Below are 24,815 nucleotides of genomic sequence, written 5' to 3' on the forward strand. Positions count from 1 at the left end.
TCGCGACCCTTCTCAAGCAGGGGCGCCTCCTCGTCGGGGACGTTGTTGGCGGTGACCCCGCGTACATCCAGCCGTGGACCGGAACACACGCCGACATCATCAACAGCGTCCGCGATCGCTACGTCCGCGACTACGAGAACACCCACGGGTGGGACCTGAGCATCTGGCTCTCACTCAACGACCCCGAAAGAGTCTGGGACAACACTGAATCCGCCGTTCGCTGACACAGACCGACAGAAAATCGGGTGCGCCCGAACACCCAAATACGTTGTAATAGAAAAGCCTTGTTAGCTCAGTTGGGACGAGCGTTCGCCTGAAAAGCGAAAGGTCGCCGGTTCGATCCCGGCACAAGGCACCATCACTTCCACTGAACCGACCCACCACCTTCACTGGCACTGGGGGATCCGGTCCATAATCGGGATCTATGCGCATGCTGGTTCTCGCCGACACCGAGCCCGAGTGGGGGGCCATTCCCGAAGCCGTCACCACCCACCAGGCCGACATTGTCGTCACAGCGGGTGACCTCAACGAAACCTGGCTACGCCGAGCACAACTCACCGAGGTATCAGTACCTACCTACGGTGTCTATGGGAACCACTGCAACGGAAGCTACTTGGACACCCTCGGCGTCACCAACCTTCACCTCAATCGCGTTGAGGTCGACGGCACCTCATTTGTCGGGCTCGAAGGCTGCGTCCGCTACAAACGGCGCGGCCGCGACATTCTCTACACCCAAGCCGAGTATGCCGAGATGGTTGCCGACCTGCCCGCCGCGGACGTCCTCGTTACGCATTGCCCCCCGGCCGGCATCAACGATCACACCGACCCGGCCCATGTTGGCATCACGGCACTATGCGACTGGATCGACACCAACCGCCCACTGCTCGTCATCCACGGGCACACCTATCCCGAAAGCCCGATACGCAGCTATCGATCCAGCCGAATTGAGTATGGCTGTGTCAACCCGATCTGGGACCACGATGACGGCCTGACTGGGACCCACCTGGCACCGGCTAATCACGCCCTTGGTCTCGGTGGTCACTGCCGAGTGGCGAGGGCTATAGGTATCTGCAGACCTGATCGGGGCTACAGGTTTCGGGCTCTGGGAGGGCTGCATCGTCGCGGAGCGCAGCCACGTTGTCGCGAAGTGTTGTGAGGTCGGCGATCTGCGCGTCGATGTCGGCAAGGCGCGCGTCCAGCAGGTCACGTACGTGGCCGCAGGGAGCTTGGCCGTGGTCGCGGATGTCGAGGATCTGCTTGATCTGGGCGAGGGTGAGCCCGGCCGCTTGGCCGCGGTGGACGAAGTCGATCCGGCTGACCGCGTCGGGGGTGTAGTCGCGGTAGCCGGCCGGTGTGCGTTCGGCCGGGGGCAGCAGCCCTTGCTCTTCGTAGAACCGCAGAGTCTTGGTGGTCGTGCCTGCCGCCTCGGCGAGTTCTCCGATCCGCATCCCGGCCTCCATCGTGTCGCAGGTCTCGCTTGACCTTCCCCTTTACTGGAAGGTCCAGTATCGCTGCATCAGGAGCGTTTCCCAACAGTTCTGGGAGGAATCGGGATGCAGACCAGGTACGACCTCGCGATCATCGGATCCGGCGGCGGTGCGTTCGCGGCGGCCATTCGTGCGACCTCTCTGGGCAAGTCGGTGGTGATGGTCGAGCGTGGCACGTTCGGCGGCACGTGTGTGAACACCGGCTGCGTGCCGTCGAAGGCACTGATCGCAGCCGCGGAGGCCCGGCACGTGGCCGCGGACGCGCCGACCCGGTTCCCGGGCATCGCCAGCGTCGCGGGCGCGGTGGACATGCCGGCCCTGATCGGCGGAAAGCAGGATCTCGTCGAGGCCCTGCGGGGTGAGAAGTACGTCGACGTCGCCGACTCCTACGGTTGGCAGGTCCGCCGCGGCAACGCCGCGTTCGCCGGCACTCCGGATTCGCCCCTGCTCGAGGTCGCCGCGGCGGATGGCAGCGTCGAGACCATCGAGGCAGCGCAGTACCTGGTGGCCACCGGGTCCCGTCCCTGGGCCCCGCCGATCCAAGGGTTGGAGGAGGCCGGGTACCTGACCTCGACTACGGCGATGGAGTTGACCGAGGTCCCCGACTCGCTGCTGGTGCTCGGTGGTGGCTACGTGGCCCTGGAGCAGGCGCAGCTGTTCGCCCGGCTCGGGTCGACGGTGACCCTGCTGGTTCGGTCCCGGCTCGCGTCGAAGGAGGAGTCGGAGGTCTCCAAGGCGCTGCAGGAGGTCTTCGCCGATGAGGGCATCCGGGTGGTCCGCCGAGCGGTCCCGACCCGCGTGACCCGCGACGCCGCCACCGGCCAGGTGGTGGTGACCGCGGACGTCTCCGGTGGCGCGCAGGAGTTCCGCGCCGACGAGGTTCTGGTCGCTCTCGGCCGCCGACCGGTGACCGACGGGCTCAACCTCGACGCGGTCGAGGTGAAGACTGGCGAGGTCGGCGAGATCGTGGTCACCGACCAGCTGCAGTCCTCCAACCCGCGGATCTGGGCGGCCGGTGACGTGACCGGGCACCCCGAGTTCGTCTATGTCGCCGCCCACCACGGCACCGTGGTCGCCGAGAACGCCTTCACCGACGCCGAGCGGTCGGTGGACTACATGCGGCTGCCCCGGGTCACGTTCACCAGTCCCGCGATCGGCGCAGTCGGGATGACTGAGGCCCAAGTCCTCGCGGCCGGGATCCGCTGCGACTGCCGGGTGCTCCCGCTGGAATACGTGCCGCGAACGCTGGTCAACCGGGACACCCGCGGCTTCATCAAGATGGTCGCCAACGCCGACACCGGCGAGATCCTCGGCCTGACCGCGGTCGCCAAGGACGCCGGCGAACTGGCCGCCGCGGGCGTCCACATCATCGGCAAGACCATCGCCGAGGTCGCCGACGCCTGGGCGCCTTACCTGACCATGACCGAGGGCATCCGGATCGTCGCGAAGGCCTTCACCACCGACGTCTCCAAGCTCTCCTGCTGCGCCTGACCCGCACCCACCCCACTCAACGAAGGAGGCATCCGCGATGTCGGACCTCAGCACCCAACTGCCCCAACGACTCACCCGACCCGAGGAGACCGGCCTTGACGCCGGCCTGCTGATCCCGCTGCTGCGGCTGCTCGTCGACGGCGACCCCGTCACCGTCGAGCAACTCGCCGCGGCTGCGAGCCGCACCCTCGATGACGTACGGCGCGGTCTCGCGGCGGTGCCGGACACCGAGTACGACGATCAGGGCCGGATCATCGGCCAGGGCCTCACCCTGCGCCCCACCCCGCACCGGTTCACCGTGGCCGGTGAGGAGCTCTACACCTGGTGTGCGCTGGACACGCTGATCTTCCCCGCCCTGCTGGACCGCCCGGCAAAGGTGGAGTCGGCCTCCCCGGTCAGCGGCGAGCCGGTTCGGGTCAACGTCGACCCCACAGAAGGTGCAACCAGCGTCGATCCGCCCACCGCGGTGGTGTCGCTGGTGAACCCGGAGCAGATCACCTCGATCCGTTCCTCCTTCTGCAACCAGGTGCACTACTTCACCTCCCCCGAGGACGCCGCGGGCTGGCTGGCCGAGCACCCCGGCGCGGAGGTGGTCCCGGTGGCCGAGGCGTGCCGGATCGGGGCCGCCCTCGCCACCGGCCTGCTCAACCGCCTCCAGGCGCCCGCCGCGGCCGACGACAGCCACAGCTGCTGCTGACCCATACCCACTGAAGGGAATGAGAACACCGATGATGTCCAACCACGACGATCGCCCGGGAGGCAGCGGCCTGCTCCTCGGAGCCGGCGCCGCGCTGCTCATGGTCGCCTGTTGCGCCCTGCTCCCCATCCTCATCGCCGGTGGCGCGATCGCCGGTATCGGCGCGTTCCTCCGCAACCCGTGGGTCATCGGCGCCGGGATCGCCCTGGCGATCCTCGCGCTGATTGCCATCTCCCGCCGCGGCGGCGGCACCGCCGGCCACGGCTGCTGCCCGCCCATGCCCACCAACGAAAACGTCGACCCGAAGGACGAGCAGAACCGATGAGAATCACCCGCCGCCACCACGCCGCGCTCTCGATCGCCGCCGTACTCGCCGCCGGATCGCTGACCCTGACCGCCTGCGGCAACAGTGCCGACCCCGCGACCGCCGGTTCCGGTTCACCCGCCACCGTGACCAGCGTCGATGGCCAGCAGATCAGCCTGCCCGCCAACGGGAAGCCCACCGCGGTGTTCTTCTTCTCCGTCGGGTGCGGCGAATGCGTCAACGGCGTCCGGTCCCTCGGCGAGGCCGCCACCACCGCCGAGAACGCCGGCACCGTGGCAAGCTTCCTCGCCGTCGACATGGACCCCGGCGAATCCAAGGCCCTGATCGGCGACTTCATGGAGTCCGTCGACGCCGAACACGTACCGGCCGCAATCGACGATGGCGCGGCACTCTCCCGGCGATTCGAGGTGGCCGCTCTGTCCACCCTGATCGTCGTCGACGCCGACGGCACGGTGACCTTCCGCGCCACCGACCCCGACGCCGCGACGATCACCGCCGAACTGGCAAAGGCCGGAGCCTGACCCATGGGCGGACTGCTCACCCTCGCCTTCGCGGCCGGCATGGTCGCGCCCGTGAACCCGTGCGGGTTCGCGCTACTCCCGGCCTGGATCACCCACACCCTCGGCGACACCGATGCCTCAACGGTCCCGGTGCGGCTGCTGCGGGCGCTGCGGGCCGGTCTCGTGTTGGCGGTGGGGTTCGCCGGCACCCTCGCGGCAGCTGGCCTGGTAGTCAGCGCCGGCGCCCGAGGGCTGATTCGCGCCGCGCCGTCGCTTGGCCTGGCCGTCGGCATCCTGCTGGTGGTTCTCGGCCTGTGGATGCTAGCCGGACGCTCGGTCTCGGTGCGGGTGCCTCGGATCCCCGGCCGGGCAGCCGCGGGACTCCCACCCACTGCCCGGATGGCTGCGTTTGGGGTCGGCTACGCGCTGGCTTCGCTGTCGTGCACGTTCGGGGTGATCCTCGCGGTCATCGCGCAGGCGCAGGCCACCTACAGCTATGCCGGGCTCCTGCTCGTCTTCGGTGTCTACGCTGCTGGCTCGGCGACCGTCCTGCTGCTGCTCGCCCTGGCCACCGCCGCGGCAGGCAGCGGACTCACCCGCCACGTCGCGCGATTGGCCCGCCATGGCCCACGGGTCACCGCTGTCGTCCTGCTGCTCACCGGCGCCTATCTGGCCTGGTACTGGTACCCGGCGGCCACCAGCGACGCCCCGGTCGCCGCGGGCCGTGGTGGCGGACTCACTGACGTCTCCGCGGTGGTCTCCAGCTGGATCCAGACACGGGCGACACTCATCGGCGCGCTCGCTGCCGCGTCTGCGCTGGTAGTGCTGGCGCTCGGGGTTCTCCAGCGACGCCGCCGGATCCTTCGGGGGCGCCCGATGACCACGCGGGACAGCACGCAGTGACAGCCCACCGGGTGCGGCGTGCGCACGAAACAGGCTCGGTTGATTGCGTCACCGCGACGCGTTCCCTGACCGGGTCGACGCCAGCCGGTAGGAGTCGGTACCAGTTTCGATGATGTTGCCGCCGAAGGTGAGGCGGTCGACGATGGCCGCGCACAGGCGCGGGTCCGTGAAGGTCTTGGTCCAGCCGGCGAAGCCCTCGTTGGACGCGATTGCCACGCTGTTCTTCTCCTCTCGCTCGGTGAGGACCTGGAAGAGGAGTTCGGCGCCGCGGCGGTCCAGTTCCATGTAGCCGAGCTCGTCAATGCAGAGCAGGTCGACGCGGCCGTAACGAGCGATCGTGCGGGCCAACTGCTTCTCATCGGCTGCTTCTACAAGCTCGTTCACCAGCCTCGTGGCGAGGGTGTACTTTACCCGGAATCCCTTTTCCGCGGCTGCGGTCCCCATGCCGATGAGCAGGTGAGACTTGCCGGTGCCGGAATCCCGATCAGGCACAGCGGCTGGCCCTTCCGCACCCACTCGCCGGTCGCCAACTGGTGGATGGTGGCGGGGTTGATGTTCGAGTTGGCGTCGAAGTCGAAGTCCGCGAGGAACTTGCTCCGCGGGAACCCGGCGCCGTTCACGCGCCGGATGGTGGACCGACGGTCGCGGTCGTCGCACTCGGCCAGGAGCAGCTCGGCGAGGAATCCGGTGTAGGTCAACTGGTCCTTGTTCGCCGCCGCGACCGCGTCGCCAAGCAGGGCCCGCATGGTCGGGAGCCGGAGCCTCCGGCAGGCCTGGTCGACCGCCGCTACGGCGGCTTCCTCGGTCAGGCCGCGGCGGCGGCGCAAGGTGGTGGTCACGCTGGTGACTGTGCTCATCGGGGTGCTCCGCTCTCATCGGGACTCATCGGGTCGGGGTGGTGGTCGGTGCCGGTGCGGCGGCCGAGCAGTTGCTGGTATTTCTCCATCGACGGCAGCGGCCGGGTGTCGGGCGGGAGGCCGGCGATGACCGCGGCCGGGTCGAGCAGCAGGCGTTCGGTGAGGGACACGACCTTCCGGCTGCGCTTGGCGTCGCCATCTCGTCGTTCGCCATCGCTGGGCTGCGCAACGGGATGACGGTCTGAACTGGCCCCGGTGGGCGCTGCGAGGGTGGTGTGCAGGCGTGCTTCGACCGCGACCACATCAGCTGAGACTGCACCGACGCTCACTGCGGCGAGCAGCCCGGCTTCGACTTCGTCGGCGGCCATGGCGCGGTGCAGTAGGAGCACGTCGATCAGTTCCCGGGTGCCGACCGCATCCCGAGCCGCCTGCGGCGTTCGCCCAGAACGCCTCATGCGCAGGCGTGAACGCCCCGATTCGCGGGCCTGCGCCAACGCGGTGGAGCCTGGCAATGCGCCGGCTTACCCTTGAGCACCTCGAGGTAGTGGTCGAGGTTCACCGACTGGCCACCCCTTGTGATGACGCGGGCGTGCCGGGCGATCTGGAGTCGGCCGTCGAACACGACGACCTCGGATGCGCGCAAGGAGACGCGGACGCGGCGGTGGATGAACCGCGCCGGACGGAGTACCGGGCCATGCGGACGGTGATCATCGCGGAGCGGTCGACCATCGGGTTCAGCATCAGCCCGGGGTCGAACCCCTCGACCGGGAGCGGCGCGAGGTTCTCGCGTTCGGTCGCGAAGTCCTCGCCGACGGTCCGGATCCGCGACGAGATCCGTCGGCGGTCGTCGGCGGCGTCCAAGGCACGGACCTTCTCGTTCAGCTCGTCGAGCGAGTCGACGACGGGCATGGCACGAGGTGCTGGCGGCGGAACCGGCCGACGTCGCCTTCCACACCGCCCTTCTCATGTGCCCCGGCGATGCCCGGCTGGCAGTAGAACGCGTCGAACCCGAAGTGAGAGCGGAACAGCACCCAGCGGTCGTTCTCTACCCGCTCACGACCGCGCGCGTTGACGACCCGGGTGACTGCGGCGGTGAGGTTGTCGTACCGGACGTGCCGGGCGGGATGCCGCCGATCTCGTTGAACGCGGCGATGTGGCCCTCGAGGAACGCCTCTTGGCCTTGGGTGGCGTAGATCCGGTGCACCGCCTTCCCGGAGTAACTCAACCTGAATGTGAAGAGGAAGACCTTCGTCTTCACCCCGGCCAGGATGACGTAGAGCTCGCCGAAGTCGACTTCTGCTTCTGCGCCTGGCGCGTGCTCCTGGGGATCATGACTTCGACCCGGCGGCCAGCTTCGAGGCCGATCTGCGTGCGGCGGATGCGGACGTAGTCGCGAACCGTCGAGTACGACACCTCAATGGCGTCGTGTTCCTCGATGAGGCGGACGTGGATCCGGCGGGCGGTGTGCCGTTGCTTCCGCGGCGCCTCAAGGTCGGCGCGGAGCATGTCGTCGATGGCCGACTTGAACGGATCCAACCGGGGCGAGGAACGCACCGGGTCTTCCGCGGCGGTGGTTCCGCGGACGTGAGGGCCCGGCGAACGGTGCCGCGTCCGACTTGGTGCTTGCGTGCGAGCGCTCGGATCGACATGCCCTCGACCCGGGCGTCCCGACGGATCGCAGCGAACAGTTCCACACGCACCCTCATCCCGAAACCCACTTCCGGTGCCGCGAGGACCGCTGGATGCGGGTCCTCCTGACGCCACGGAAGTGGGTCCAGATCAAGCCGTCACGACGCCACGCCGAAGCCCGGGTGGGTCCCGAATCAGACCGTCACACTGGTCCCGAATCAGACTGTCACCGCCATGAGTACGTCAGGGGCGCCTCGGTCGTGACGCTCTGACACCTGCTATCCGGCCGACCCAGGCGTACCGACGTATAACGCACCGCCGAGGTGCCACTCTGCGTGCGGCATTCCACAGTCGGGTCGATACCCCCGGCGATAGGCATTGAGCCCGCACCTGTGCTCCGTCAGGGTCGATCCCGGCCAGATCTCGGCGATGCGCTGCCTCGCCACGCCGACGCACTCCACGCGAGCGATGGGATCGCTCGCCCACAACGTGGCGCCGGCCCTGTCGCAGACCGCCACTCTCCAGCCTTCGGCTGTCCGCTCGGAGCCCAGGTCCCACCGCCTGAGCTCACGGCGAACATCGTCCTCGCCCAGACGATTCCACCCCAGTGTTCCGTCCGGGAGAATGGCATATCTGCCGTCGCCACTGATCCGTGTTCCTGTCGGCCACATCGCGCTACTCGCTCCCCGTCCGCACGCGGGCTCGCTGGCCACCAATCGCGTCGATCTTCGACGGGTCGGCCCGGAATCGGCCTCCGTCTGCGAACACCGCTACCGCTGTTCTATGCGCGTTGCGAAGCACCGCCAGCGCAGCCTCATATCCAGCCCAGTCCACCACGCGCCACAGCACAGGCCCCATGTGCACGTCCACCCACCGCACCTCACTGCCCCCACGCTGCCGAACGCCGCACTGGGGCACCACTGACCATTCCGGCGGTCGCGTCCACGTCACCGACACCACCGACACGCCCGGCCACTCCTCACGCTGCTCCCCGAGCATCGCTGTGCCCACAGCGCCACGCAGAGCCTCACGCACAGCACCGAACGCTTCCAGCACCGCGGACACCTGCGCCGCCGAGGTGAACCGCATCAGGACATCACCCCACTGCACCGACACCACCGCCAGGTCCGTTCGCGAATCCGACACCGAGATATGCCCCGGACTCGGTCGCACAACGACCAGCGTCTGGGTTACCAGCCCTGAGGGAATTACCATTCGATCAACAACCCGAGAACCCAACACCGAAGCAGTCACGACAGAATCCCCTTTCCGTGGGATACCAGGCCAGCCCAATAGCGTGCCATTACCGCCAATTCTACTGTGCTACACCGACAAAATGCGCCACACAGATGACCTCTCGATGTTCACGGCTGCCGCTGAGCGCCACCACCGCCCGCCTCCCCTCCCTCCTCCTACCCGACAGCTGTACACACGCCGCACCCTCCCCAACTCTGTGCGTGCCGGGTGGGGAGGGTGCGGCGCGGCGGGTGGTTGTCTTGCAGGCATAGCGGGGTGGTGCGATCTCGCCATCAGCAGGTATCGACGTCTTCATTGTCGACGTTGACCGCTGTTGACCACCACCACACGTCGCCAAGGAGGCTCACAGCTGCGGCGGGCAAGACCATTCTGATCGTGCCGGCCGCGCTGGTGTCGGCGCCCCCGACCATGTTGTGGTTCATTGCCTGCCCATCGCGTGGTGACTCGAACCAGAAGTACTCCAGCGTCTGCCCGCCGAGCTCGTCGTAGCCCAGTTGGACGAAGTCTCCGTCCGGGTTACTCGCGAGTAGCGACCACAGCACTGGGGCGGTGGGAGGAACATCGCCGGTGTAGGTGATGGTCACCTCGGCGGTTGTGCCCTCCCATCCTGGGGTGTCTCCCACACGGACCTGCGTCGAGATCAGATCAACCGGTGCCCCAACTGTGGGCGAGGTACACATCGAGTCCTGGCCGGCCAGTGTCTTCCCGCGCGGAGGCGTTGCAGGCCCGTCTGATGTATCTGTATCCGGCGCGGCTGATCCACCTGGGGCGAGCGGTGGTGCCGGCGAACTGCTCGGCGCCATTCTCGGTGCAGCGACAGTTGTGGTCACCACTGGCGAGGAACGATCAGCCGGTGCTTCATTGCTGGTGCACGCAGCAACGAACCCGCACCCAACGACAACGGCTAGACCGACTCCGCGCAACGAATACTCCGTTCCCCGATTCAAACAAGCTACGTGAGCCGCCATCGCGAAACCGGAGGCTTGCCGATCTGCTGTCGCGGAGCAGCGGAATGGTGTGTTGGCGACGCCGCACGCCGTTCGCGACAGACCGGCTGCCTGCCGGGAGTTTCGATCACCCTTTTCGAATATGTGTGGGTACAACGGTTGCCCTGGTGTCGTCAGGCTGCTGGTGAAGACCGCCACAGGTCACGCAGTAGCCGCGCTGAACCCAATGATCAACACCGTTGGGACTGATCCACGCCCCGGTCCATGCATTGCTGTTGTTCCGCACGGCCTCGTCTTCCCCTTGGGCACGTGGGCCGCAGTTTAAGTGATCCGCACCGGAGCCAGGCCACCGCTTACGCTGGGCCCCGGGCCGGCGCCCGCGGGCCCGGTGGGCAGCGGCTGAATGCTGCCCTCGGTGAAATCGCCCCAGTTAGGGTCGGCGTATCCACCAGGACCGTCGAAAGCGCCGACCGGCGTAGCCTCCACCGACCCGACTCGCTGTGCACCGTCTTGATCGGAGGTTGTGTAGCGCTGCGAGGCATCCCGGAGGTCATCTGCGTGGCGCTCGTACCGGCTGGCCACGTACGCTCCTGCCGCTTGCAGAGCCGCTTGGAACTCGCCAAACGCGGCGGTGAATGCGGCCCCGACCGGCCCGTATCCCGATTCCATCGCCGCAACCACCGAAGGGTCTGCCTGGCAATCGGCCTGGACCTCGGCGCCGACGGTCCGGCAGGACTCGGCGTAGGAGTCAACGGCGTGTGTATCGACTTCAAGCGCCATGGGCGGCTACCTCCCCTTGTGTGGCCTGTGGGGCCAAGTTTACCGCCATCGACCAGAAGCACCCCCGGGCTCGACCGGAGGCATTTGTTGCAACGTCGAACCCCTATCCGCGAGCCACCCCGAACATGGCACATCTGTCAGACTGCCCAGATGAAAACGGTCCGCCCCCTCGGACCCGCCTACGCGCGGGCCCGGACGACCGCGGTGGCGACCCGATGAGCGGCCGGCGCGCTTCGCCGACCTGGGCCGCAACCAGCGTCCCCGAGATCCGCCAGCGGTGGTGCAACGCTCTCGATGCAGTAGCTCACCGCTTCTCCGATGTTGGGCTAGCCCCACCAGCCCCGTTCCACGACCGCGCGTCGGCAGCCCGCCGTCAGCAGATGCAGGACCAACTAGCCGCACAGCTGCGGGTCATGCAGACCGAGACAGCCGCCCTACGCGACGCCGAGTTGTTCTGGGTAACGCGTCCGATGGTCGATTTCATCGTCGAAGCAGCGTTGTCATTGCCGGAGTGGACACCGGCGCTCGCGATCCCTTGTCCCAACGGTCTGCTCTGCTGGGCTAAGCCCGCCGGTTTGGTGCCGTTCGGCGCGCCCGGCTCCGCGACCGCCGACGTCAACTGGGACGGGGTCTGGTGGTGGACCCGCCCCGATGGTTTCCTTCAGCTCGCGCCGGCGAGCCGGTTCGCCAAGCACGCCGACCTGCTGGAGCCGTATCAGGTGACCACCCCACTCTGGGCGGCCACGAGCATCGTGGTCGATCCCCGCGCTAATCGCACCGCAGAGGCCAACGGCTCCGAGGATGCTCATCCGTTCATCAGTGTCGTCGGCGCTACCTGGCTATTGATGAATCAGGCCAGCACTCAGACGCGCACCCTTTCAGATCCTTCCGGCACCCGACTAGGTGAGCCGACGCGGCAGAAGGGCTCCGGAACCACGGAGCCGGCGCAGGTGACCCTTGTCGACATTCGGCACAGCACTGAGCCTGCCAATCCTGCCGAAAGCACTGACGAGTCCAATCGCCAGTACAGCCACCGCTGGTGGGTGCGCCCCCACTGGCGCCAGCAGGCCAAGGGCCCGAACCGGAGCCTGCGCGAGCCGAAATGGATTGGCCCCCATATCAAAGGACCCGGTGATGCGCCCCTGATCGAAAAGCCGCGGGTCAACGTCCTTCGTCGCTGACGGTCCGTTGATGCCGCAAGTTGGCGAATAGCAACTCTGGCAATTCGAATCGCCGGCCGCCGTGTGGAACGTAGTCTGATCAAGGCAACCGTGAGTGGCCCGGGGGATGCAAATGACCGAGTACGACGCAGCTATTCCTGATGAGGCGTTAGCGGCCCTCGATGCCGTCCCATGGGACATCTCACGTCCACCGCGTCACACGCCCCCAGATCTGCTAGCGAAGTTCCCGGCGGCAATGGTGGTGGACGAGACTCTGGTCTGGGCATCGATTCGGTGGCCTAAGTCCGTTGGCCGGCCAACGACGAAGCATCTTCATCAGGGCTTTGATATTCAGATGTACCGCAAGGACAAGGTCTATGGGCTGGAAAACGGGGCTGAGCGAGATTGGGATATCAATACCCCCATGGCCAGAATGAGTGTGCGAGATAGCAACGCCGACAACGATTATCACTACGGCGTCCACATTGTCGCGCACATGCATTCCACAGGAAACAAGGACAGCAAGGGCAGAGATATGCTCTACACCGCCGAGGTGGCGCTTCTGCCTGGGATCAAATGGACTTCGCCGGCCGCATTGTTCACACAGGGCCGATACCGGACCGTTGATCCCCCAAAGCGGTGGTTCTCATTCCCGGGCCCGGTACGACTAGACCCCTTCACCGTGCAGTTCGTCGTTCCCGAGTTTCACTTCCGGGCGTAACGACCTGCGGGTGCGCACCAAAGCGAAAGAGGCCCACGCACTAGCCGAGGCGCTGACTTACTCCGCGAGCTAACTCGTACAGTTTTCTCCTCTCTTTCGCGGACCTACTGGCTTAGCCTGGTTTCATGGGCAGCAGCGAGACCACCGGCAACGCCGGAGTCGACTTCATCAACGACCCCGACCTGCGTATACGGGATCTGTCATACACCGGCAGTCGTATGCGCCAGCTGGTTGATCTCGCCAAGGGATCGTTCGTCGACATGGGCTTCGGGCCACGCAATGGGGACTCCGACAGCTACGACGCCACCGTCGACGAGGAGTGGCCAAGAGACCGCCTAGAGATCTACATCAAAGATAAGCCTCGTGGCCCCGGCTATGTCTGCGACATCGTCTACTACTGCGAAGATCTGCCCGTCACTGTGTATGCGGTTCTGATCAACCGCGGCCGCGGACTTGAGGTCGCCGAGCTGGAGCTGTTCCGCCGCAACTGGGGCTGCTTCGACGACCACGACAACTACCTGCATCCCGATGACCAAGACCCTATCGACCCCGACGAGCCCACGACCCTGATCACAAGCGATACGCTGCGCCGCATCCCGCTCGGGGACATCCTCGCTCGCGTCGAACGCGACCTGCCCGATGATGCGTGGCGCAACGAGGGCATACAGCAGATGCCCGGGAACACACGCCTGCGGGTCGAGGACCTCTCCGGCGATCAGCGTCGAGCCCTGGAGAACACAGCCACGGTGACCGCGAGGCGCAAGGGGCGCCCGGAACTCAGCGACGAGCTGCTGATCGAGGTCGCCGAGGCCTACATCGATGAAGCAGCCCGCGGCCGCGGGGCGATCGGCCGCCTCTCAACAACGTTCGACCGACCTGAACCGACCATCCGCGACTGGATAGCCACAGCACGCAAACGCGAATTCCTCGCTCCCACCACACCAGGCCGGCGCGGGGCCGCTCCCGGCCCCAAACTGCCCCGCCCGCCTCGGGCGTATGCGGCACCAGACCTCACTCGGGCACGCAGACGTACGGTGCTGCGGATGATCGAGAGGGATCGCATTCTTGATGCCGACATCGGCGAGGACGCCTTGCTCTTGTACACCGTGTCCGGCCTGGTATGCAACGAGGTTGGGGTGGCCAAGATGGATGCGCTGCAGGCAGCGATGCAGGACCCACAGGTGCTCGACGCGGCGCTGAACATTCTGAATAAGGCGCGGCGCCGTCACGCCGCTGCGGCCGCCAGGAGCGGCAGCAGCGCTTCTCAACCACGCTAAGCCGCGCAGTGGGCCCGGGTTTGCGGTGGTCTGGATAACCGCCTTTCCTCGTGAGTCAATGGAGTGAATCTATCTGCGCCGCTATGGCTTACGTACTCACGAAGGTGGTTGCCGTCATGTCTGCACACTCCCCGGCCGACGTGTTGGCGGCATCGCGGCTGAGCCTGCACAGCGCGGTCAACGCCGAGTCCGCCGAGCGGCGACGGATGTTCTGCGTGGACGCTGGCGATCTGGCGGCGACCGTTGCACTGGATCCGACCGCCTCGGCCGCTGAGCGTGACCGCGCCGCTCTCTACGCCGACGAGGCGCGCGGCATGCTCGATGCCCTTCGCCGCTGCGGGGCCGGCCATGGCTGACTTCGGTCGCGCGCTGGCGCTAGCCTTCACCACCCGAACCATCCGCCAGCTCGCCGCCCAACATCACCCACTCCCGTCTGATCGGCTCGCCCCCGTCGCAGAGCTCGCCGGCCCGGACGACACCCTGGGGAACGCATTCGACTTGGCTTACGCCGAGCTTGCCAGCCGGTATCGCTGTGAGTACGTCTTCGTCAACAGCCTGATCCACACACTGAGCGCACCGCGGAGCACCAGCAATGCCATCAGCTGATGGCGCTAAAGAAGACTGCCCAGAGATGCTAAGCGAAATTGCCCAGTTGGCTTGAGTGGCTAAGGTTAGCAGGTTCGTCGTTGCAGGGGAACGATTGTGCCGTCGCCGGGGGTGCTGGGGCGGGCAGCTTCTGGAGTGGTCAGCAAAGCGACGATGGTGATGGGTTCGCCGCAATGCGGGCAGGAACGGGTGGCGGCCGGCTGTGGGCGGGTGGCCGGGCCTCGGTGACGGTGGCGGCGGTGTCGCTGTGTTTGCGTTGCTCCCAGGCGTGTTTGCGGCAGCGGTCTGAGCAGTAGATCTTGGTCGGTGTGGTGGCGGTGAATTCGGTCCAGCAGGCTTGGCAGGAACGGGTCTCAGCTGACATGGGCGGCGACCGCCTTACGCATCGTTTCGGCGGTGGCTTGGTGGTTGCGCAGCCGGTAGCTGGGTCCGTCGATACCGACCACGGTGGCGCGGTGCAGTAGCCTGTCCAACATGGCGGCTGCGACGGTGGCGTCTCCGAAAGCGGTTGCCCAGTCAGCGATCCCAACATTGGTTGTCAGAATCGTACTCGACTTCAGATACCGTTGGTTGATCACCTGGAACAACGCGGATGCCCATCGCCGGGCAGCGGAAGGTAGCCAAGTTCGTCAATCACCAACAGTTTCGGTCCGGCGAAGAACCGCATGCAGGTGTGCCAGCGGCCTTCCAGGGCGGCTTTGTGGCAGCGGGCCGCCAGGTCGGCGGCGGTGGTGAAATACACCCGGTGGCCGGCCTCGACCGCGCCGCGGGCCAACGCGACGGCCAGCATGGTCTTGCCGACCCCGGGTGGGCCGACGAACAGCACGTTGGCCGCGTCGTCGAGGAAGCGCAGACTGGCCAGGTCGTTGATCAGTTTGGCGTCGACCCGGGCTGGGCGGCGAAATCGAAATCGGCCATGGTCCAGGGTTCGGGCAGACAGGCGAACCGCAACCGTGAGGTCAGCCGGCGGGCTTCGGTGGCGTTGACCTCGATCTCCAACAGCCGCTCCAAAGCGGCGGTCAGGGACAGGTTTTCGGCGCGGGCGGCATCGAGGATGCGGGGTAGCGCTTCGGCTGCGTCGCCGAGTTTCAGATAGGACAGATGTGCCCGGAGTTGTTGGTATCGGCGGGCTTCGCTCATCTGTGGGACGGTTTTGCTCAAGGGGTTACTCCTGGTTCTGTTCGGTTGGATGGTGTTGGGAACAACGGATAGCCGTGCTGCGGTCGCCGCATAGACGGCCAGATCGATCACTACCTTCTGGGCGGGATCGTTCGCCGGGGCACCACGCAGCCGCGCGGCCTCGGCAACGGCGGCCACCGAGGGCGGTCGCCGGGTCTTATGAGTGCAAGGCCTGGCCGTCGAGAACCCCGATAGCACTGCCTGTTCGAGCGCGACGACGTGACCGGCATCGCGCACCACCGCGCCGCTGCCGTCGACCGCGCGGCGGTGCGCGGCAACAACGGCTCCCGATGCCGTGGTCAATTGCACGGTGTCAGAGCCCAGGCGGTGGGTGACGGTCACCGTGGCCCGGCCAGCCCCGGCGGCACCGAGTACTGATTGCCCGCCAGGACACCAACGCTTGTGGAGTGACGATGCGGTGTTCGGTCAACTCGGCCGGATACGAACCCGTCGGCAGTGACCGTAGTGGTTCGGCATCGGCCAGGGCGCCGACGGTGGTGGCCTGCCCGTCGCGGCGCCGGCGGCGCCCGTCGAGCTTCACGCACAGCCGGTCCAGCGACGCCTGGGCTTGCTCGATCGTGGTGTCGTCGGTGACGGTGCGCCACCAGCGTTGGGCGGCAGCGTGATTGGACTTCTCCACCACACCCTTGCGGTTGCCCCGTCGTGGCGGGCACACATCGACGGCGACAGCGTAGTGTTTGGCCACCCCGGCGAACGCCGCGGTGATCCGGCCCGATTCGGGATGACATACCGTGGCCATCCGGTCGAACCGCCACCGCTGGGTGACCCCACCCAACCGGATGCTGACCGCCTCGATCGCTTCCACGACGTGCGCGAAGTCCTCGGCCGGGGCCAGCGCCCGCGCCAGCGGCTCGAATGGGCCAACGCCCCGACCAGCAGGTGGGCATGCCGGTCAGCCGCCCACGATGCTGGTGGATCGGGCAGCTCGACCCAGTCCCACTGAGTCTCGACCCCGGCGGATGATCGATGACCGCGACGTCGCGGCCCTTGACCGACTGACACGGCTCGCAATGCGGTCGCAGCCCCAGGTTTCGGATTGCCAGGGTCAGCGACGGATACGAGCCGGTAAAACCTAGCTCGACGAGTTCGTCGAACAGGGTTGAGGCCCACAGGTGCGGATCGTCAGCCAGGCGGATCCGGCAGTACTCGACGAACGGATCGATCACCAGCGGTTCAGAGCGTTGGCGTTGCCCGGGTACTCGTTCCCCAGCCAGATAGGCCCGAACGGTTCGGCGATTGATCCCGAGATGGCGAGCGATCGCCGATATCGACCAACCCTGCTCCCGAAGCGCATGCGCTTCCACATCACCCTCCAGCGACAGCAAACGACGGCCCTCCCATTCATCAGCGGAAACACAACTCCGCTGACGATGAGCAGAACCCCGACAAGCAGTCCGACGACACGCCGAACCACCGCTGCCAACTGGGCACTTTCAATTAGCGAGACTGAGCACTTTCACTTAGCGCCATCACAGCGGGGTGCGGGTCTCGATGTCGATCGCTGACCTGATCGTCGCCGACAAGTCTGCCGCTGCGTACGAGATCAAAACCGGCCTCGACAGCTTCACTCGACTGGACATGCAGATGCTCTGCTATAGCAAGTGTTTCGAGTATGTCAACGTGGTGACCACACGCCAGAAGGCAAGCCGGGCGGGCGCGCAGACGGCCGCCCACATCGGCGTGGTGGCGCTCACCGATGACGGCGCTCTCGATGTGGTGCGCTCGGCCGCCGGCGGGCTGTCTCGTCTCGACATATCCTCGCTGTTTCGCGTCCTGCGTCGTGGCGAGCTACTGACAATCCTCGGCCGCCATGTCGGCTACAGCATCGATGTGCCCAGCGCCCAAATCTATCGCCGACTCAACGCACTGTTCATGCAACTGCCGCTCGACACCGCGTACGGCGAGTTCGTCGCCGCGCTGCGTGAGCGCGACCTACGCTCACGCCAAGCTGCCCGGGACGCGCAATTGCCCGCATCGCTGAGTGCCGCAGCCTCGGGTTTGAGCCTCACTCCGCCGGGGTGGCGGCGGCTGGCCGCGCAGCTCGGCCGTCCGGCCCACGAGTTCCGGACCCGCGGCGCACAGAGCCACGGTCACGGGTCAATCAGGAACTTCAACAGCTTTTCGATCCGGTAGCCGAGTTCATAGGTGGCGGGCAGATCCCAGCGAGGAGTAATCCACTGCATGACAATCTCGTCGGCGAGAAGCTCGTAGAGGCGTTCGTTGTCGTCGTTGACCCACGCCTCGATCACCTCACCCTGAGGGTCGACATCCAGGGGTGCGTAGTCCTCTCCACCGGATTCCGGGATGCGCTTGGGGTACTCCTTGCCATTGATGATCACAAACCCGTCGGTCTCCACGCCGATGCGCTGCGTCGGGGCGCCCGGGGGCACCTTCTCGTCGCGACGCCGTGACGGCAGCTTCGCCGCGGGATCAGCGGAGTCGCGCCAACTCCGCACACGCGCCGGTGTGGTGCCGAGCTGGCGGGCCATCTTGGCCATGCCACCAGCGCGATCGATCGCCGCCCACCGATCCAGCCATAGCTTGTCCACACCTGTCGGCGGCTGATCGCGGCGGCCGCGGCGCGCAATCGTCGCCTCCGACAGCGCTTCGGTGTCGGTGTGCTGGGCGATACGGCGGGCCATCTCCTTGCGAGCTCGCCTGCCTGCCTCGGCACGGCGCATCCGTTCGGGCATCCGTTGCCATACCCCGCGCATCTCGCTGAGGCGCCGCTCGGTGAGCACTTTGAGCGCCTCCTGAAATCCCTGGCCCTGTGGGGACTGAGGCGTCGACCCGCCGGAGAGCTTCCAGAACTTCACAGCAGCTCATCGGGGATGCTCTTGAGCCGATAACTGCCGTTGGTGCGCGTCCCGTCAGGACGCAATGGGTCCTGCAGGTCCGCCGGGTTGATCCCGTCGGGGACCCGGTAGAACCACGCATCGGCAAGGCATTCGGTCGGGTACAGGTCGAAGTCGCGGCCGATGCGCCGGGCGTAACGCAGGGCCCGCCAGCGAGTGAACCCTTCGATGGCGGCGTACCAGGCAGGCTGCTGGTGGTGCAGGTAAGGATGCTTGAACGCGCCCTCACCGGTGCCGGCGAGCCGGCCCAGGTAGCTGGTGTAGATGGCCTTGATCATGTTCTCGTAGTCGGTGCGGCCGGCCGCGCGGGCGGCAACCAGCCTGGCGCGCAGAGTTTCTCCGAACTGCTTGAGCCACTGGTGCTGTTCGGGCCACACCCAGGCCTTTTCGATCTGCAGTTCGGCCACGGCCAGACCAGCGCCACCGTTGTCCGGCGGTGCGATGAGCTGCTGGACATCGATCGTGGTGGCCCAGAACGTTGATTCTTTGGTCCACGACATGCCCGGGTGAGGCACCGGCAGCTTCGGTGACAGCCCGTCGAGGCTGTCGGCGGCGGGCACGGTGATCTGGTACAGCCCGAACGGGGGTCGCTGCTCGTCGAACACGGTTGCCTCGATGCTCTCCCACTGGGGTTTGCCGTAGCCCAGGTAGAGACCTTCAGCCGACGGTAGATACGCCGCCTGCTGGTCGAGTTCGACGTCGGTGCCTTTACCGCGACTGCGGTGGGGCTTGCGCCGCCAGCTGGCCGGGCCCCACCACTGGCTGGGAAACTTGCCGCGCTCGTCGACAGCGGCCGGCAACGGGCAGGGAAGTACCTTGGCCTGCGGATCGGTCTTGGGTTTGGGACGGGCCCGCCGCATGCCGGATTCGGCGATGTGCACACCCACACGTGTCCAGCGTGGTGCGGGCAGGGCCTCGTCGATCTCATGCAACCAGGCGATGCGATCGCCGAGCAGGTGCGCCGCGTCGACCTCATCGTCGGGCAACACGGTGTCGGTGCCTTCGATCCCGATGATGCCCCGGTCGGCGGGGCGCGCTGCCGACGGCTGTAGCGACGTTGCCGGCATCAGGATGAGTTCGATGGTGCGGTCGGTGCCGCCGCTTCCCTCTTCGGCGCTGAACTGGCAGGTGAAGTAGCCGGACTGGGCGTATTTCACTGTGGCGCCGAAGAATTCGGCGACCAGATCGGGCAGGGACGCCTCGTTGGCTTGATCGGCGGGGAAGTTCAGGGCTTCGAGTGCTTCCCCGGTTATCCAGACCTGGGGGTCGCCGTGGTCAGCGCGGCTGCTCCACCGATATTTGGTGGCCAGTTTGCCGAGGTCCCCGGGCTGGCCTAGTGGCCGTGATTTGACGTCGCCGGCCGGGGTGACGATGCCATAGCTGGTGGCTATCAGTACCCGGTGATCGGCCGCCGAGAGCGCCACGTCGTCCCACTGGCGGGAGCGCCGGGGCCAGTGCTGCGGGTCGTCGTCGGGGGCGGCTGCGTTGTCCTGGGTAGCGGTGGTGTCATCACCGGCTGAGTCCTGACGGTCTGTGAGCAGGTATCGCTGGACGGTCGGTTCCCACCAGCCTCGGGTGGGCCCCTGTTCGGGGTCCCCGACCACGACATCGGGGCCAGGAAAGTCCTCGGGGATGCCCCGGCCGAGCCGGGTGACAACCTGCTGTCGGGAGAGTGTGACCAGTGGGCCGTCGAGTTCGCGACAGCGTTCGGCGATGATCCAGTCGAGGATGTCACCAGCTTCGCCGTCTTCGCCAAGCTCGTATACCCGACCGTCCTTGATCACATAGGTCGTCACGGGTGCCCCTTTCCGGCTTCGTCGGATGTCAGCGGTGGTGGTGGTACTTGCAGGGCAAGGCTTTCGGCCAATGTGCCGCGGCGCCATTTCGCGCGCAGGGACTCGACGGCTGAGGCGGTACGGCCTACCTGGATGGCGGCTTCGGTCACCGGCAGTGACAGGTCCAGCGCGATACGGGCGTCGCCGATGGTCCAGGGGTGTCCGCGTTTGGCTGCTGCGGCGCCGGTGCGCTCGGCGCGGCGCTCGCTGTAGCGACGGCGCTCGTCGCGGGAGCGTCGCCGCGGGGGTGGTGTCGGGTCGTCCGGCATAGGCGTCACCTTCCTGCGGAACCAGTGAGCCCTCATGCTAGGCGCGGGCGACGGCTGAGGGAGACCGGCGGCTTCTTTACGAACCGCCGCCAGCCTCACGGCGCGACCGCCGGGCAGGTGGCGGCGGCGATGTTGCGCTCCTCGGTGGTGATCGCCAGGCCGTAGGTCACCGCGACGGTGAGGTATCGGGCGATGTAGGGGCAGCGGTATGACGGGTTCGGCGGCAGCCATGTCAGTCCTGAGTCCGACTTCTCGCGGTTGATCGTGCCACCGACTGCGATCAGGTTCAGCGGATCGTTAGCGAACGCGACCCTCTGGGCGAGGCCCCAATGGGCTGCCCCAGCATGCCATGAGCGCCCCAGAGCAAACAGATGGTCGATCTGGACCGCGGCCGGGTCACTGACGTCGAAGTGGATGGTCTCAGCCGTGTATGGGTCGACGAGGACCCCGGAAAGGACCTTGCAGCCCTGCGTGCCGGGCTTGATGGAGACCTGTTCTAACTGGCTACGCAGAATCCGCGACCGCGTATCGCATCCGCTGTGATCGTTGGGATCGTTCCACGCGGGGCCGAATGAACATGCCTGTCCCCGTTTGCATCCCCGGTCATATCCGTCGACTTCGGGCAGGGTGTCGACGACGCGCACCTGCTCGAGGAGTACCGCGATCTGTTCGTCGGGCACCGCAGCCACCGGTGGTGCGGACACTGTAGTCGGAGACGGCAGCAGCGAAGACAGTTCCTCAGGTATGCCTCCGGCCAGCACGGTCAGTGTGATCGCGGCAGCCGCGGCGATCAGCAAACGCCGCTGCAGGGACTTCATCCTCCGCTTGATCCGTGCCATGCCACGCCTTCCTGTGTCGTTGGTGATGCAGGCTGCATCACCGAGGGGTGCCCTCATGCTACACACGTAGTGAGCATGAGGGGTGATTATCCGCGCGCGAGGTCGCGGAACGAGGACATGTGAAGAGTTGACGCCACGGTGCACGTCCTCGTTGGCCCGTTCCTGTGCTTTGCCAGGATGAGGTCTGCTTCACCGGCCCGTGGGCTGTCCCGGTCGTAGCCGTCCGGGCGGTTGATAAGGATTACCAAATCCGCATCCTGTTCCAGCTGACCGGTCTCGCGCAGGTCAGAGAGCTGTGGAACCTTGTCGACACGCTGTTCGGGTCCGCGGTTGAGCTGGCAGACCGCGACCACCGGCACGTCAAGTTCCTTGGCCATCAACTTGAGGCTGCGCGAAAACTCCGCCACTTCTGTTTGCCGAGATTCCACCCTCTTACCTGAGGACATCAGCTGCAGGTAGTCCACCACAATCAGCTGCAGATCCGTCTTCTGCTTGAGCCGGCGCGCCTTGGCGCGGATCTCCATCATGGTCAGGTTCGGGGAGTCGTCGATGAACAACGGGGCGTCGGAGATCTCGCCCATCCGCCGGGCCATCCGCGTCCAGTCGTCGTCGCTCATCCGGCCAGAGCGCATGTCGGCCAATTTGATGCGGGCCTCCGCCGACAGTAGTCGCATCACAATCTCGGACTTACTCATCTCCAAGCTGAAGATGACGCTCGCGTGTCCGTGCTTGATTGAGCAGGACCGCATAAAGTCAAGTGCCAGAGTCGATTTCCCTTGGCCGGGCCGGCCCGCGACGATGACCATCTGGCCGCCGTGCAGGCCGGTGGTCACTTCGTCGAGATCGGCGAATCCGGTCGGAACTCCTTGGCCTTGACCGCCGCCGGCCTGGATCGCGTCGATCTCGTCCATGGTGGGCTGCAGCAGGTCCTCCAGCGCCACCATGTCCTCACTGCCGCGGTCCTCGGTGACGTCGTAGATCTCGGCCTGGGCGCGGTCGACGACCTCGGCGATGTCGGCGCCGTCGGCGCCGGCGTAGCCGTACTGCACCACCCGGGTGCCGGCCTCCACCAAGCGGCGCAGGACGGCCTTCTCGGCGACGATGCCGGCGTAGTAGCCGGCATTGGCGGCCGTGGGAACCGTGGCGATCAGCGTGTGCAGGTAGGGGGCTCCTCCGACACGCCGCAGCACTCCGCGTCGATCGAGTTCGGCGGCGACTGTCACCGCGTCCGCCGGTTCGCCCTGGCCGAACAGGTCCAGGATCGCGTCGTAGATCTGTTGATGGTTGGGCCGGTAGAAGTCCTTGGGCCGCAGCCGTTCGAGCACATCGGCGATCGCATCCTTGCTCAGCATCATCCCGCCCAGTACGGACTGCTCGGCCGCTAGGTCCTGCGGTGGTTGGCGAGCATCGTCGAGATCGGTGTAGGGCTCCGCCGGCCGTCGGTGCTGGGTACGCGCTGGAGCGTCGTCGAGATCGGTCATGCCGGGATCACCTCCTCGAATTCGGCGTCGTCTTCACCTGCGGCCAAGTCGGCAGCGATGTGCGGCCAGCACTGGTCGCACACGTTCGCCATCGACTTGAGTGGCAGTTCAGGGCGGTAAACGCCGCCCTCGGAGCCGCAGACCACGCAGTCGCAGCCACCGCTGATCGCCAGATCGATCAGCAGGTCGGTGCTCAGCGACGTCACCGCCGGAACCGGTTCCACCACGGCGGGTTCCGCGCGCTGGGCCAGGATGTCTCTGGCCCAGCGCGCCAACGCTTCCGCCAGGGGCATCTCCGGGAACATGCCGGCCACTCGACGCGCCGCCGCTGCCAACGCGGCCACCGGATCCTTCGACCGCCGCCCGAACTTCACCTCGTCGGCCCGAAGCACCTCCGCGCGCAGCTCCGGGCTGGTCACGGCCGCCACGTCGGCGTACCGGCGGGCTTTGGCGTCGTCAGCTTCGGCACGGGCCGTTGCAGCGGCTTCGGCATCCCAGGCCTGCTGCAGGGGGCGCAACCGCGGCCCGGAACCCACGACGTTGCGCTGGAGGCGCCAGACCGCCAGCTTGTACGGGCGCTGCACGTCGGCGGGCATATCGGCGGTCAGCACGTCGAGGATCTGATCCGGGCGCCATCCCCGCTTCAACCGCTGCAGGATCTCGCTTCCGAGCTTCCACCGCAGGTGCTTCGGGAGGTTGGCCATAGGCTTGGGCAGCCCATCGAGGACCGTTTTTAGCTCCCCTTTGGGAACCTTCACCTCAGTCGGTCGCGGACCCGGCCGCCGCCTGTCGCAGCGGAGGGTAGGGAGGTACTTCGTTTGGTCTATATAAGGACGCGGCCCAGAAAAGGTGACGGAATCGGGCCGCGAATGGCCGCCGCAATTGGTGATTACCCGGCCGGAGCTGTCTCGTTCGAGCACCTCGACATCGCCCACGAACTGGCCGTGAACGGCGATCAGCGAGCGGGCACCGCGGCCCCTAGCAGGCCGATACACGATCAGGTCGGCTGCAGCTAGCCCGGCCAGCGCCCGCCCGATGGTCTTGACGTCGTAGCGCCGCTCACCGGCCGCTGCGACAAGCTCAACGATCTGCGTCAGCGCCACCGCGTCGTCGGACAGCCTGCTCCACCCGCACAACAAGCGCAGCACGGCCGCCAGCACGTGACGGCGCGCCCCGCGTAGCTTCAAGCCAGCGGCAGCGCCTTCAACGCGTTCGCGCACCGTGGCCGCGTCGTCGAAGGCGATCCGCTGGCGCGGCGGCCTCGACGACCCCGGCCGGCGTACGCCGCGCCTGCTGGCGGCCGACATGCCGACACCGCCGGCCCCCCCACGACAGGCGGGCTGGCGAACTCCGGTTGAACTGTGTTCAGGGTAGGAGCTACCCTGAGAACTACCTAGCATGGTGTTCTCCCTGGTGGCACAGGGACCGCGATCTCACCGTCTGGCAGCGGTGGTTTCGACACGAGACTCGGAGCGCGTTACTCCGGGGATCGGATGTTCATCTCGTTCCAGACCCCCCCTTCAGGGGGGCTCTGGCTTGCGGTCCCACTATGGATTTGTCAGAAGTGGCCCCCTACTGCCGGGAACCCGATAACAGAGTCAGATCACCCCCTTGCAATCCGTGGGATGTCACGGCGCGGCATCCGATCAGCGGGTGACGGTGGACGTTGGACGGCGCTGTGCCCTCCCCCACGGCCAAG

At 66.6% G+C, this 24,815-nt stretch carries 22 protein-coding genes, 1 tRNA gene and 6 pseudogenes; 14 read left to right on the forward strand and 15 right to left on the reverse strand.

Features of this window, described 5'->3' with window-relative positions; translation table 11 throughout:
* The 3 genes and pseudogenes from BTO20_RS38680 to BTO20_RS41285 form a co-directional block, all read left to right on the forward strand.
* Window positions 1-224 (forward strand): annotated as a pseudogene (locus BTO20_RS38680) (hypothetical protein); the annotation flags it as partial.
* 57 nt (window positions 225-281) lie between these two features.
* Window positions 282-358: transfer RNA gene (locus BTO20_RS38685), tRNA-Phe, on the forward strand.
* A 72-nt stretch (window positions 359-430) separates the two neighbouring features.
* A complete protein-coding gene (locus tag BTO20_RS41285) occupies window positions 431-1,156 on the forward strand; it encodes a metallophosphoesterase family protein (protein WP_332460339.1) in 726 nt (241 codons plus the stop codon).
* On the opposite strand, the gene BTO20_RS38695 is transcribed toward BTO20_RS41285, so the two are convergent.
* A complete protein-coding gene (locus BTO20_RS38695) occupies window positions 1,059-1,448 on the reverse strand; it encodes a heavy metal-responsive transcriptional regulator (RefSeq protein WP_006246584.1) in 390 nt (129 codons plus the stop codon). The genes BTO20_RS41285 and BTO20_RS38695 overlap by 98 nt on opposite strands.
* Window positions 1,449-1,553: 105 nt before the next feature.
* Here BTO20_RS38695 and merA point away from each other — a divergent pair, with 105 nt between their 5' ends.
* From merA to BTO20_RS38720, 5 genes are read left to right on the forward strand one after another with little or no spacing between them, the layout of a single operon-like run.
* Window positions 1,554-2,978, forward strand: coding sequence for a mercury(II) reductase (gene merA, locus BTO20_RS38700; protein ID WP_006246583.1), 1,425 nt, complete (start codon window positions 1,554-1,556; stop codon window positions 2,976-2,978).
* 37 nt (window positions 2,979-3,015) lie between these two features.
* Window positions 3,016-3,675, forward strand: a complete 660-nt coding sequence (merB, locus tag BTO20_RS38705) for an organomercurial lyase MerB (protein ID WP_006246582.1) — start codon at window positions 3,016-3,018, stop codon at window positions 3,673-3,675.
* 31 nt (window positions 3,676-3,706) lie between these two features.
* Window positions 3,707-4,000, forward strand: a complete 294-nt coding sequence (locus BTO20_RS38710; RefSeq protein ID WP_006246581.1) for a hypothetical protein — start codon at window positions 3,707-3,709, stop codon at window positions 3,998-4,000.
* The gene (locus BTO20_RS38715; protein WP_006246580.1) at window positions 3,997-4,521 is read left to right on the forward strand and encodes a TlpA family protein disulfide reductase; all 525 of its coding nucleotides are present in this window, start codon (window positions 3,997-3,999) and stop codon (window positions 4,519-4,521) included. Before BTO20_RS38710 ends, BTO20_RS38715 begins: the two co-directional genes overlap by 4 nt.
* A gap of 3 nt (window positions 4,522-4,524) precedes the next feature.
* Window positions 4,525-5,403 (forward strand): cytochrome c biogenesis CcdA family protein, encoded by an 879-nt coding sequence (locus BTO20_RS38720; RefSeq protein WP_048472691.1) that lies wholly within the window; start codon window positions 4,525-4,527, stop codon window positions 5,401-5,403.
* Between the two features lie 48 nt (window positions 5,404-5,451).
* On the opposite strand, the pseudogene istB (BTO20_RS38725) reads toward BTO20_RS38720, so the two are convergent.
* From istB (BTO20_RS38725) to BTO20_RS38750, 5 genes and pseudogenes are all read right to left on the reverse strand, one after another.
* A pseudogene (gene istB / locus BTO20_RS38725) lies at window positions 5,452-6,260 on the reverse strand (IS21-like element helper ATPase IstB).
* Window positions 6,257-7,966 (reverse strand): annotated as a pseudogene (istA, locus tag BTO20_RS38730) (IS21 family transposase). Before istA ends, istB (BTO20_RS38725) begins: the two co-directional pseudogenes overlap by 4 nt.
* A gap of 598 nt (window positions 7,967-8,564) precedes the next feature.
* Window positions 8,565-9,062 (reverse strand): hypothetical protein, encoded by a 498-nt coding sequence (locus tag BTO20_RS38740; RefSeq protein WP_232491408.1) that lies wholly within the window; start codon window positions 9,060-9,062, stop codon window positions 8,565-8,567.
* A gap of 356 nt (window positions 9,063-9,418) precedes the next feature.
* On the reverse strand, window positions 9,419-9,769 hold the full coding sequence (locus BTO20_RS38745; protein ID WP_232491409.1) for a hypothetical protein: 351 nt from the start codon (window positions 9,767-9,769) through the stop codon (window positions 9,419-9,421).
* 645 nt (window positions 9,770-10,414) lie between these two features.
* Complete coding sequence (locus BTO20_RS38750; RefSeq protein WP_087083894.1) at window positions 10,415-10,873, reverse strand: type VII secretion target; 459 nt, start codon at window positions 10,871-10,873, stop codon at window positions 10,415-10,417.
* A gap of 413 nt (window positions 10,874-11,286) precedes the next feature.
* On the opposite strand from BTO20_RS38750, the gene BTO20_RS38755 reads away from it, so the two are divergent.
* The 5 genes from BTO20_RS38755 (at window position 11,287) to BTO20_RS38775 (ending at window position 14,637) form a co-directional block, all read left to right on the forward strand.
* Window positions 11,287-12,054, forward strand: coding sequence for a hypothetical protein (locus BTO20_RS38755; protein WP_232491410.1), 768 nt, complete (start codon window positions 11,287-11,289; stop codon window positions 12,052-12,054).
* A gap of 112 nt (window positions 12,055-12,166) precedes the next feature.
* On the forward strand, window positions 12,167-12,754 hold the full coding sequence (locus tag BTO20_RS38760; protein WP_087083977.1) for a hypothetical protein: 588 nt from the start codon (window positions 12,167-12,169) through the stop codon (window positions 12,752-12,754).
* Between the two features lie 125 nt (window positions 12,755-12,879).
* Complete coding sequence (locus BTO20_RS38765; protein WP_087083898.1) at window positions 12,880-14,031, forward strand: hypothetical protein; 1,152 nt, start codon at window positions 12,880-12,882, stop codon at window positions 14,029-14,031.
* A 116-nt stretch (window positions 14,032-14,147) separates the two neighbouring features.
* Window positions 14,148-14,387, forward strand: coding sequence for a hypothetical protein (locus tag BTO20_RS38770; RefSeq protein WP_157680494.1), 240 nt, complete (start codon window positions 14,148-14,150; stop codon window positions 14,385-14,387).
* Window positions 14,380-14,637: a hypothetical protein gene (locus tag BTO20_RS38775; protein WP_087083902.1), complete on the forward strand. Its 258-nt coding sequence runs from the start codon at window positions 14,380-14,382 to the stop codon at window positions 14,635-14,637. The genes BTO20_RS38770 and BTO20_RS38775 overlap by 8 nt, the downstream gene beginning before the upstream one ends.
* A 139-nt stretch (window positions 14,638-14,776) precedes the next feature.
* Here BTO20_RS38775 and BTO20_RS39800 read toward each other — a convergent pair whose 3' ends face one another.
* From BTO20_RS39800 to BTO20_RS41490, 3 genes and pseudogenes are all read right to left on the reverse strand, one after another.
* A complete protein-coding gene (locus BTO20_RS39800) occupies window positions 14,777-15,001 on the reverse strand; it encodes a hypothetical protein (RefSeq protein WP_157680216.1) in 225 nt (74 codons plus the stop codon).
* A pseudogene (gene istB, locus BTO20_RS38785) lies at window positions 14,991-15,777 on the reverse strand (IS21-like element helper ATPase IstB). The gene BTO20_RS39800 and the pseudogene istB (BTO20_RS38785) overlap by 11 nt, the downstream one beginning before the upstream one ends.
* Window positions 15,778-15,840: 63 nt before the next feature.
* Window positions 15,841-17,162: pseudogene (locus BTO20_RS41490) on the reverse strand (Mu transposase domain-containing protein); the annotation flags it as partial.
* Window positions 17,163-17,328: 166 nt separating this feature from the next.
* Here BTO20_RS41490 and BTO20_RS38795 point away from each other — a divergent pair.
* The gene (locus tag BTO20_RS38795; RefSeq protein WP_232491411.1) at window positions 17,329-17,970 is read left to right on the forward strand and encodes a sce7726 family protein; all 642 of its coding nucleotides are present in this window, start codon (window positions 17,329-17,331) and stop codon (window positions 17,968-17,970) included.
* Here the strand turns inward: BTO20_RS38795 and BTO20_RS38800 are convergent.
* The 6 genes and pseudogenes from BTO20_RS38800 to BTO20_RS38825 form a co-directional block, all read right to left on the reverse strand.
* Window positions 17,928-18,653 carry a hypothetical protein gene (locus BTO20_RS38800; RefSeq protein WP_087083906.1) on the reverse strand — a complete coding sequence of 242 codons (726 nt, stop codon included), beginning with the start codon at window positions 18,651-18,653 and terminating at the stop codon, window positions 17,928-17,930. The two genes, BTO20_RS38795 and BTO20_RS38800, sit on opposite strands and share 43 nt — an antisense overlap.
* On the reverse strand, window positions 18,650-20,488 hold the full coding sequence (locus BTO20_RS38805) for a hypothetical protein (protein WP_087083907.1): 1,839 nt from the start codon (window positions 20,486-20,488) through the stop codon (window positions 18,650-18,652). The genes BTO20_RS38800 and BTO20_RS38805 overlap by 4 nt, the downstream gene beginning before the upstream one ends.
* Window positions 20,485-20,796 carry a hypothetical protein gene (locus BTO20_RS38810; protein ID WP_087083909.1) on the reverse strand — a complete coding sequence of 104 codons (312 nt, stop codon included), beginning with the start codon at window positions 20,794-20,796 and terminating at the stop codon, window positions 20,485-20,487. Before BTO20_RS38810 ends, BTO20_RS38805 begins: the two co-directional genes overlap by 4 nt.
* A 95-nt stretch (window positions 20,797-20,891) precedes the next feature.
* Window positions 20,892-21,635: an HNH endonuclease family protein gene (locus BTO20_RS38815; RefSeq protein ID WP_087083911.1), complete on the reverse strand. Its 744-nt coding sequence runs from the start codon at window positions 21,633-21,635 to the stop codon at window positions 20,892-20,894.
* Window positions 21,636-21,721: 86 nt separating this feature from the next.
* Window positions 21,722-23,047: pseudogene (gene dnaB / locus BTO20_RS38820) on the reverse strand (replicative DNA helicase); the annotation flags it as partial.
* A gap of 65 nt (window positions 23,048-23,112) precedes the next feature.
* Window positions 23,113-24,423: a hypothetical protein gene (locus tag BTO20_RS38825; protein WP_232491412.1), complete on the reverse strand. Its 1,311-nt coding sequence runs from the start codon at window positions 24,421-24,423 to the stop codon at window positions 23,113-23,115.
* Window positions 24,424-24,815: the final 392 nt, after the last annotated feature.

Source organism: Mycobacterium dioxanotrophicus, assembly GCF_002157835.1.
In the GTDB taxonomy this organism is placed as follows: Bacteria; Actinomycetota; Actinomycetes; order Mycobacteriales; family Mycobacteriaceae; genus Mycobacterium; species Mycobacterium dioxanotrophicus.

Bases quoted from the DNA above. Each gene is read 5' to 3' on its own strand.
- BTO20_RS41285 (WP_332460339.1), top strand. From the start codon at position 431: ATGCTGGTTCTCGCCGACACCGAGCCCGAGTGGGGGGCCATTCCCGAA.
- BTO20_RS38695 (WP_006246584.1), bottom strand. From the start codon at position 1,448: ATGCGGATCGGAGAACTCGCCGAGGCGGCAGGCACGACCACCAAGACT.
- merA (WP_006246583.1), top strand. From the start codon at position 1,554: ATGCAGACCAGGTACGACCTCGCGATCATCGGATCCGGCGGCGGTGCG.
- merB (WP_006246582.1), top strand. From the start codon at position 3,016: ATGTCGGACCTCAGCACCCAACTGCCCCAACGACTCACCCGACCCGAG.
- BTO20_RS38710 (WP_006246581.1), top strand. From the start codon at position 3,707: ATGATGTCCAACCACGACGATCGCCCGGGAGGCAGCGGCCTGCTCCTC.
- BTO20_RS38715 (WP_006246580.1), top strand. From the start codon at position 3,997: ATGAGAATCACCCGCCGCCACCACGCCGCGCTCTCGATCGCCGCCGTA.
- BTO20_RS38720 (WP_048472691.1), top strand. From the start codon at position 4,525: ATGGGCGGACTGCTCACCCTCGCCTTCGCGGCCGGCATGGTCGCGCCC.
- BTO20_RS38750 (WP_087083894.1), bottom strand. From the start codon at position 10,873: ATGGCGCTTGAAGTCGATACACACGCCGTTGACTCCTACGCCGAGTCC.
- BTO20_RS38755 (WP_232491410.1), top strand. From the start codon at position 11,287: ATGCAGACCGAGACAGCCGCCCTACGCGACGCCGAGTTGTTCTGGGTA.
- BTO20_RS38760 (WP_087083977.1), top strand. From the start codon at position 12,167: ATGACCGAGTACGACGCAGCTATTCCTGATGAGGCGTTAGCGGCCCTC.
- BTO20_RS38765 (WP_087083898.1), top strand. From the start codon at position 12,880: ATGGGCAGCAGCGAGACCACCGGCAACGCCGGAGTCGACTTCATCAAC.
- BTO20_RS38770 (WP_157680494.1), top strand. From the start codon at position 14,148: ATGTCTGCACACTCCCCGGCCGACGTGTTGGCGGCATCGCGGCTGAGC.
- BTO20_RS38775 (WP_087083902.1), top strand. From the start codon at position 14,380: ATGGCTGACTTCGGTCGCGCGCTGGCGCTAGCCTTCACCACCCGAACC.
- BTO20_RS39800 (WP_157680216.1), bottom strand. From the start codon at position 15,001: ATGTCAGCTGAGACCCGTTCCTGCCAAGCCTGCTGGACCGAATTCACC.
- BTO20_RS38795 (WP_232491411.1), top strand. From the start codon at position 17,329: ATGTCGATCGCTGACCTGATCGTCGCCGACAAGTCTGCCGCTGCGTAC.
- BTO20_RS38810 (WP_087083909.1), bottom strand. From the start codon at position 20,796: ATGCCGGACGACCCGACACCACCCCCGCGGCGACGCTCCCGCGACGAG.
- BTO20_RS38815 (WP_087083911.1), bottom strand. From the start codon at position 21,635: ATGGCACGGATCAAGCGGAGGATGAAGTCCCTGCAGCGGCGTTTGCTG.
- BTO20_RS38825 (WP_232491412.1), bottom strand. From the start codon at position 24,423: ATGTCGGCCGCCAGCAGGCGCGGCGTACGCCGGCCGGGGTCGTCGAGG.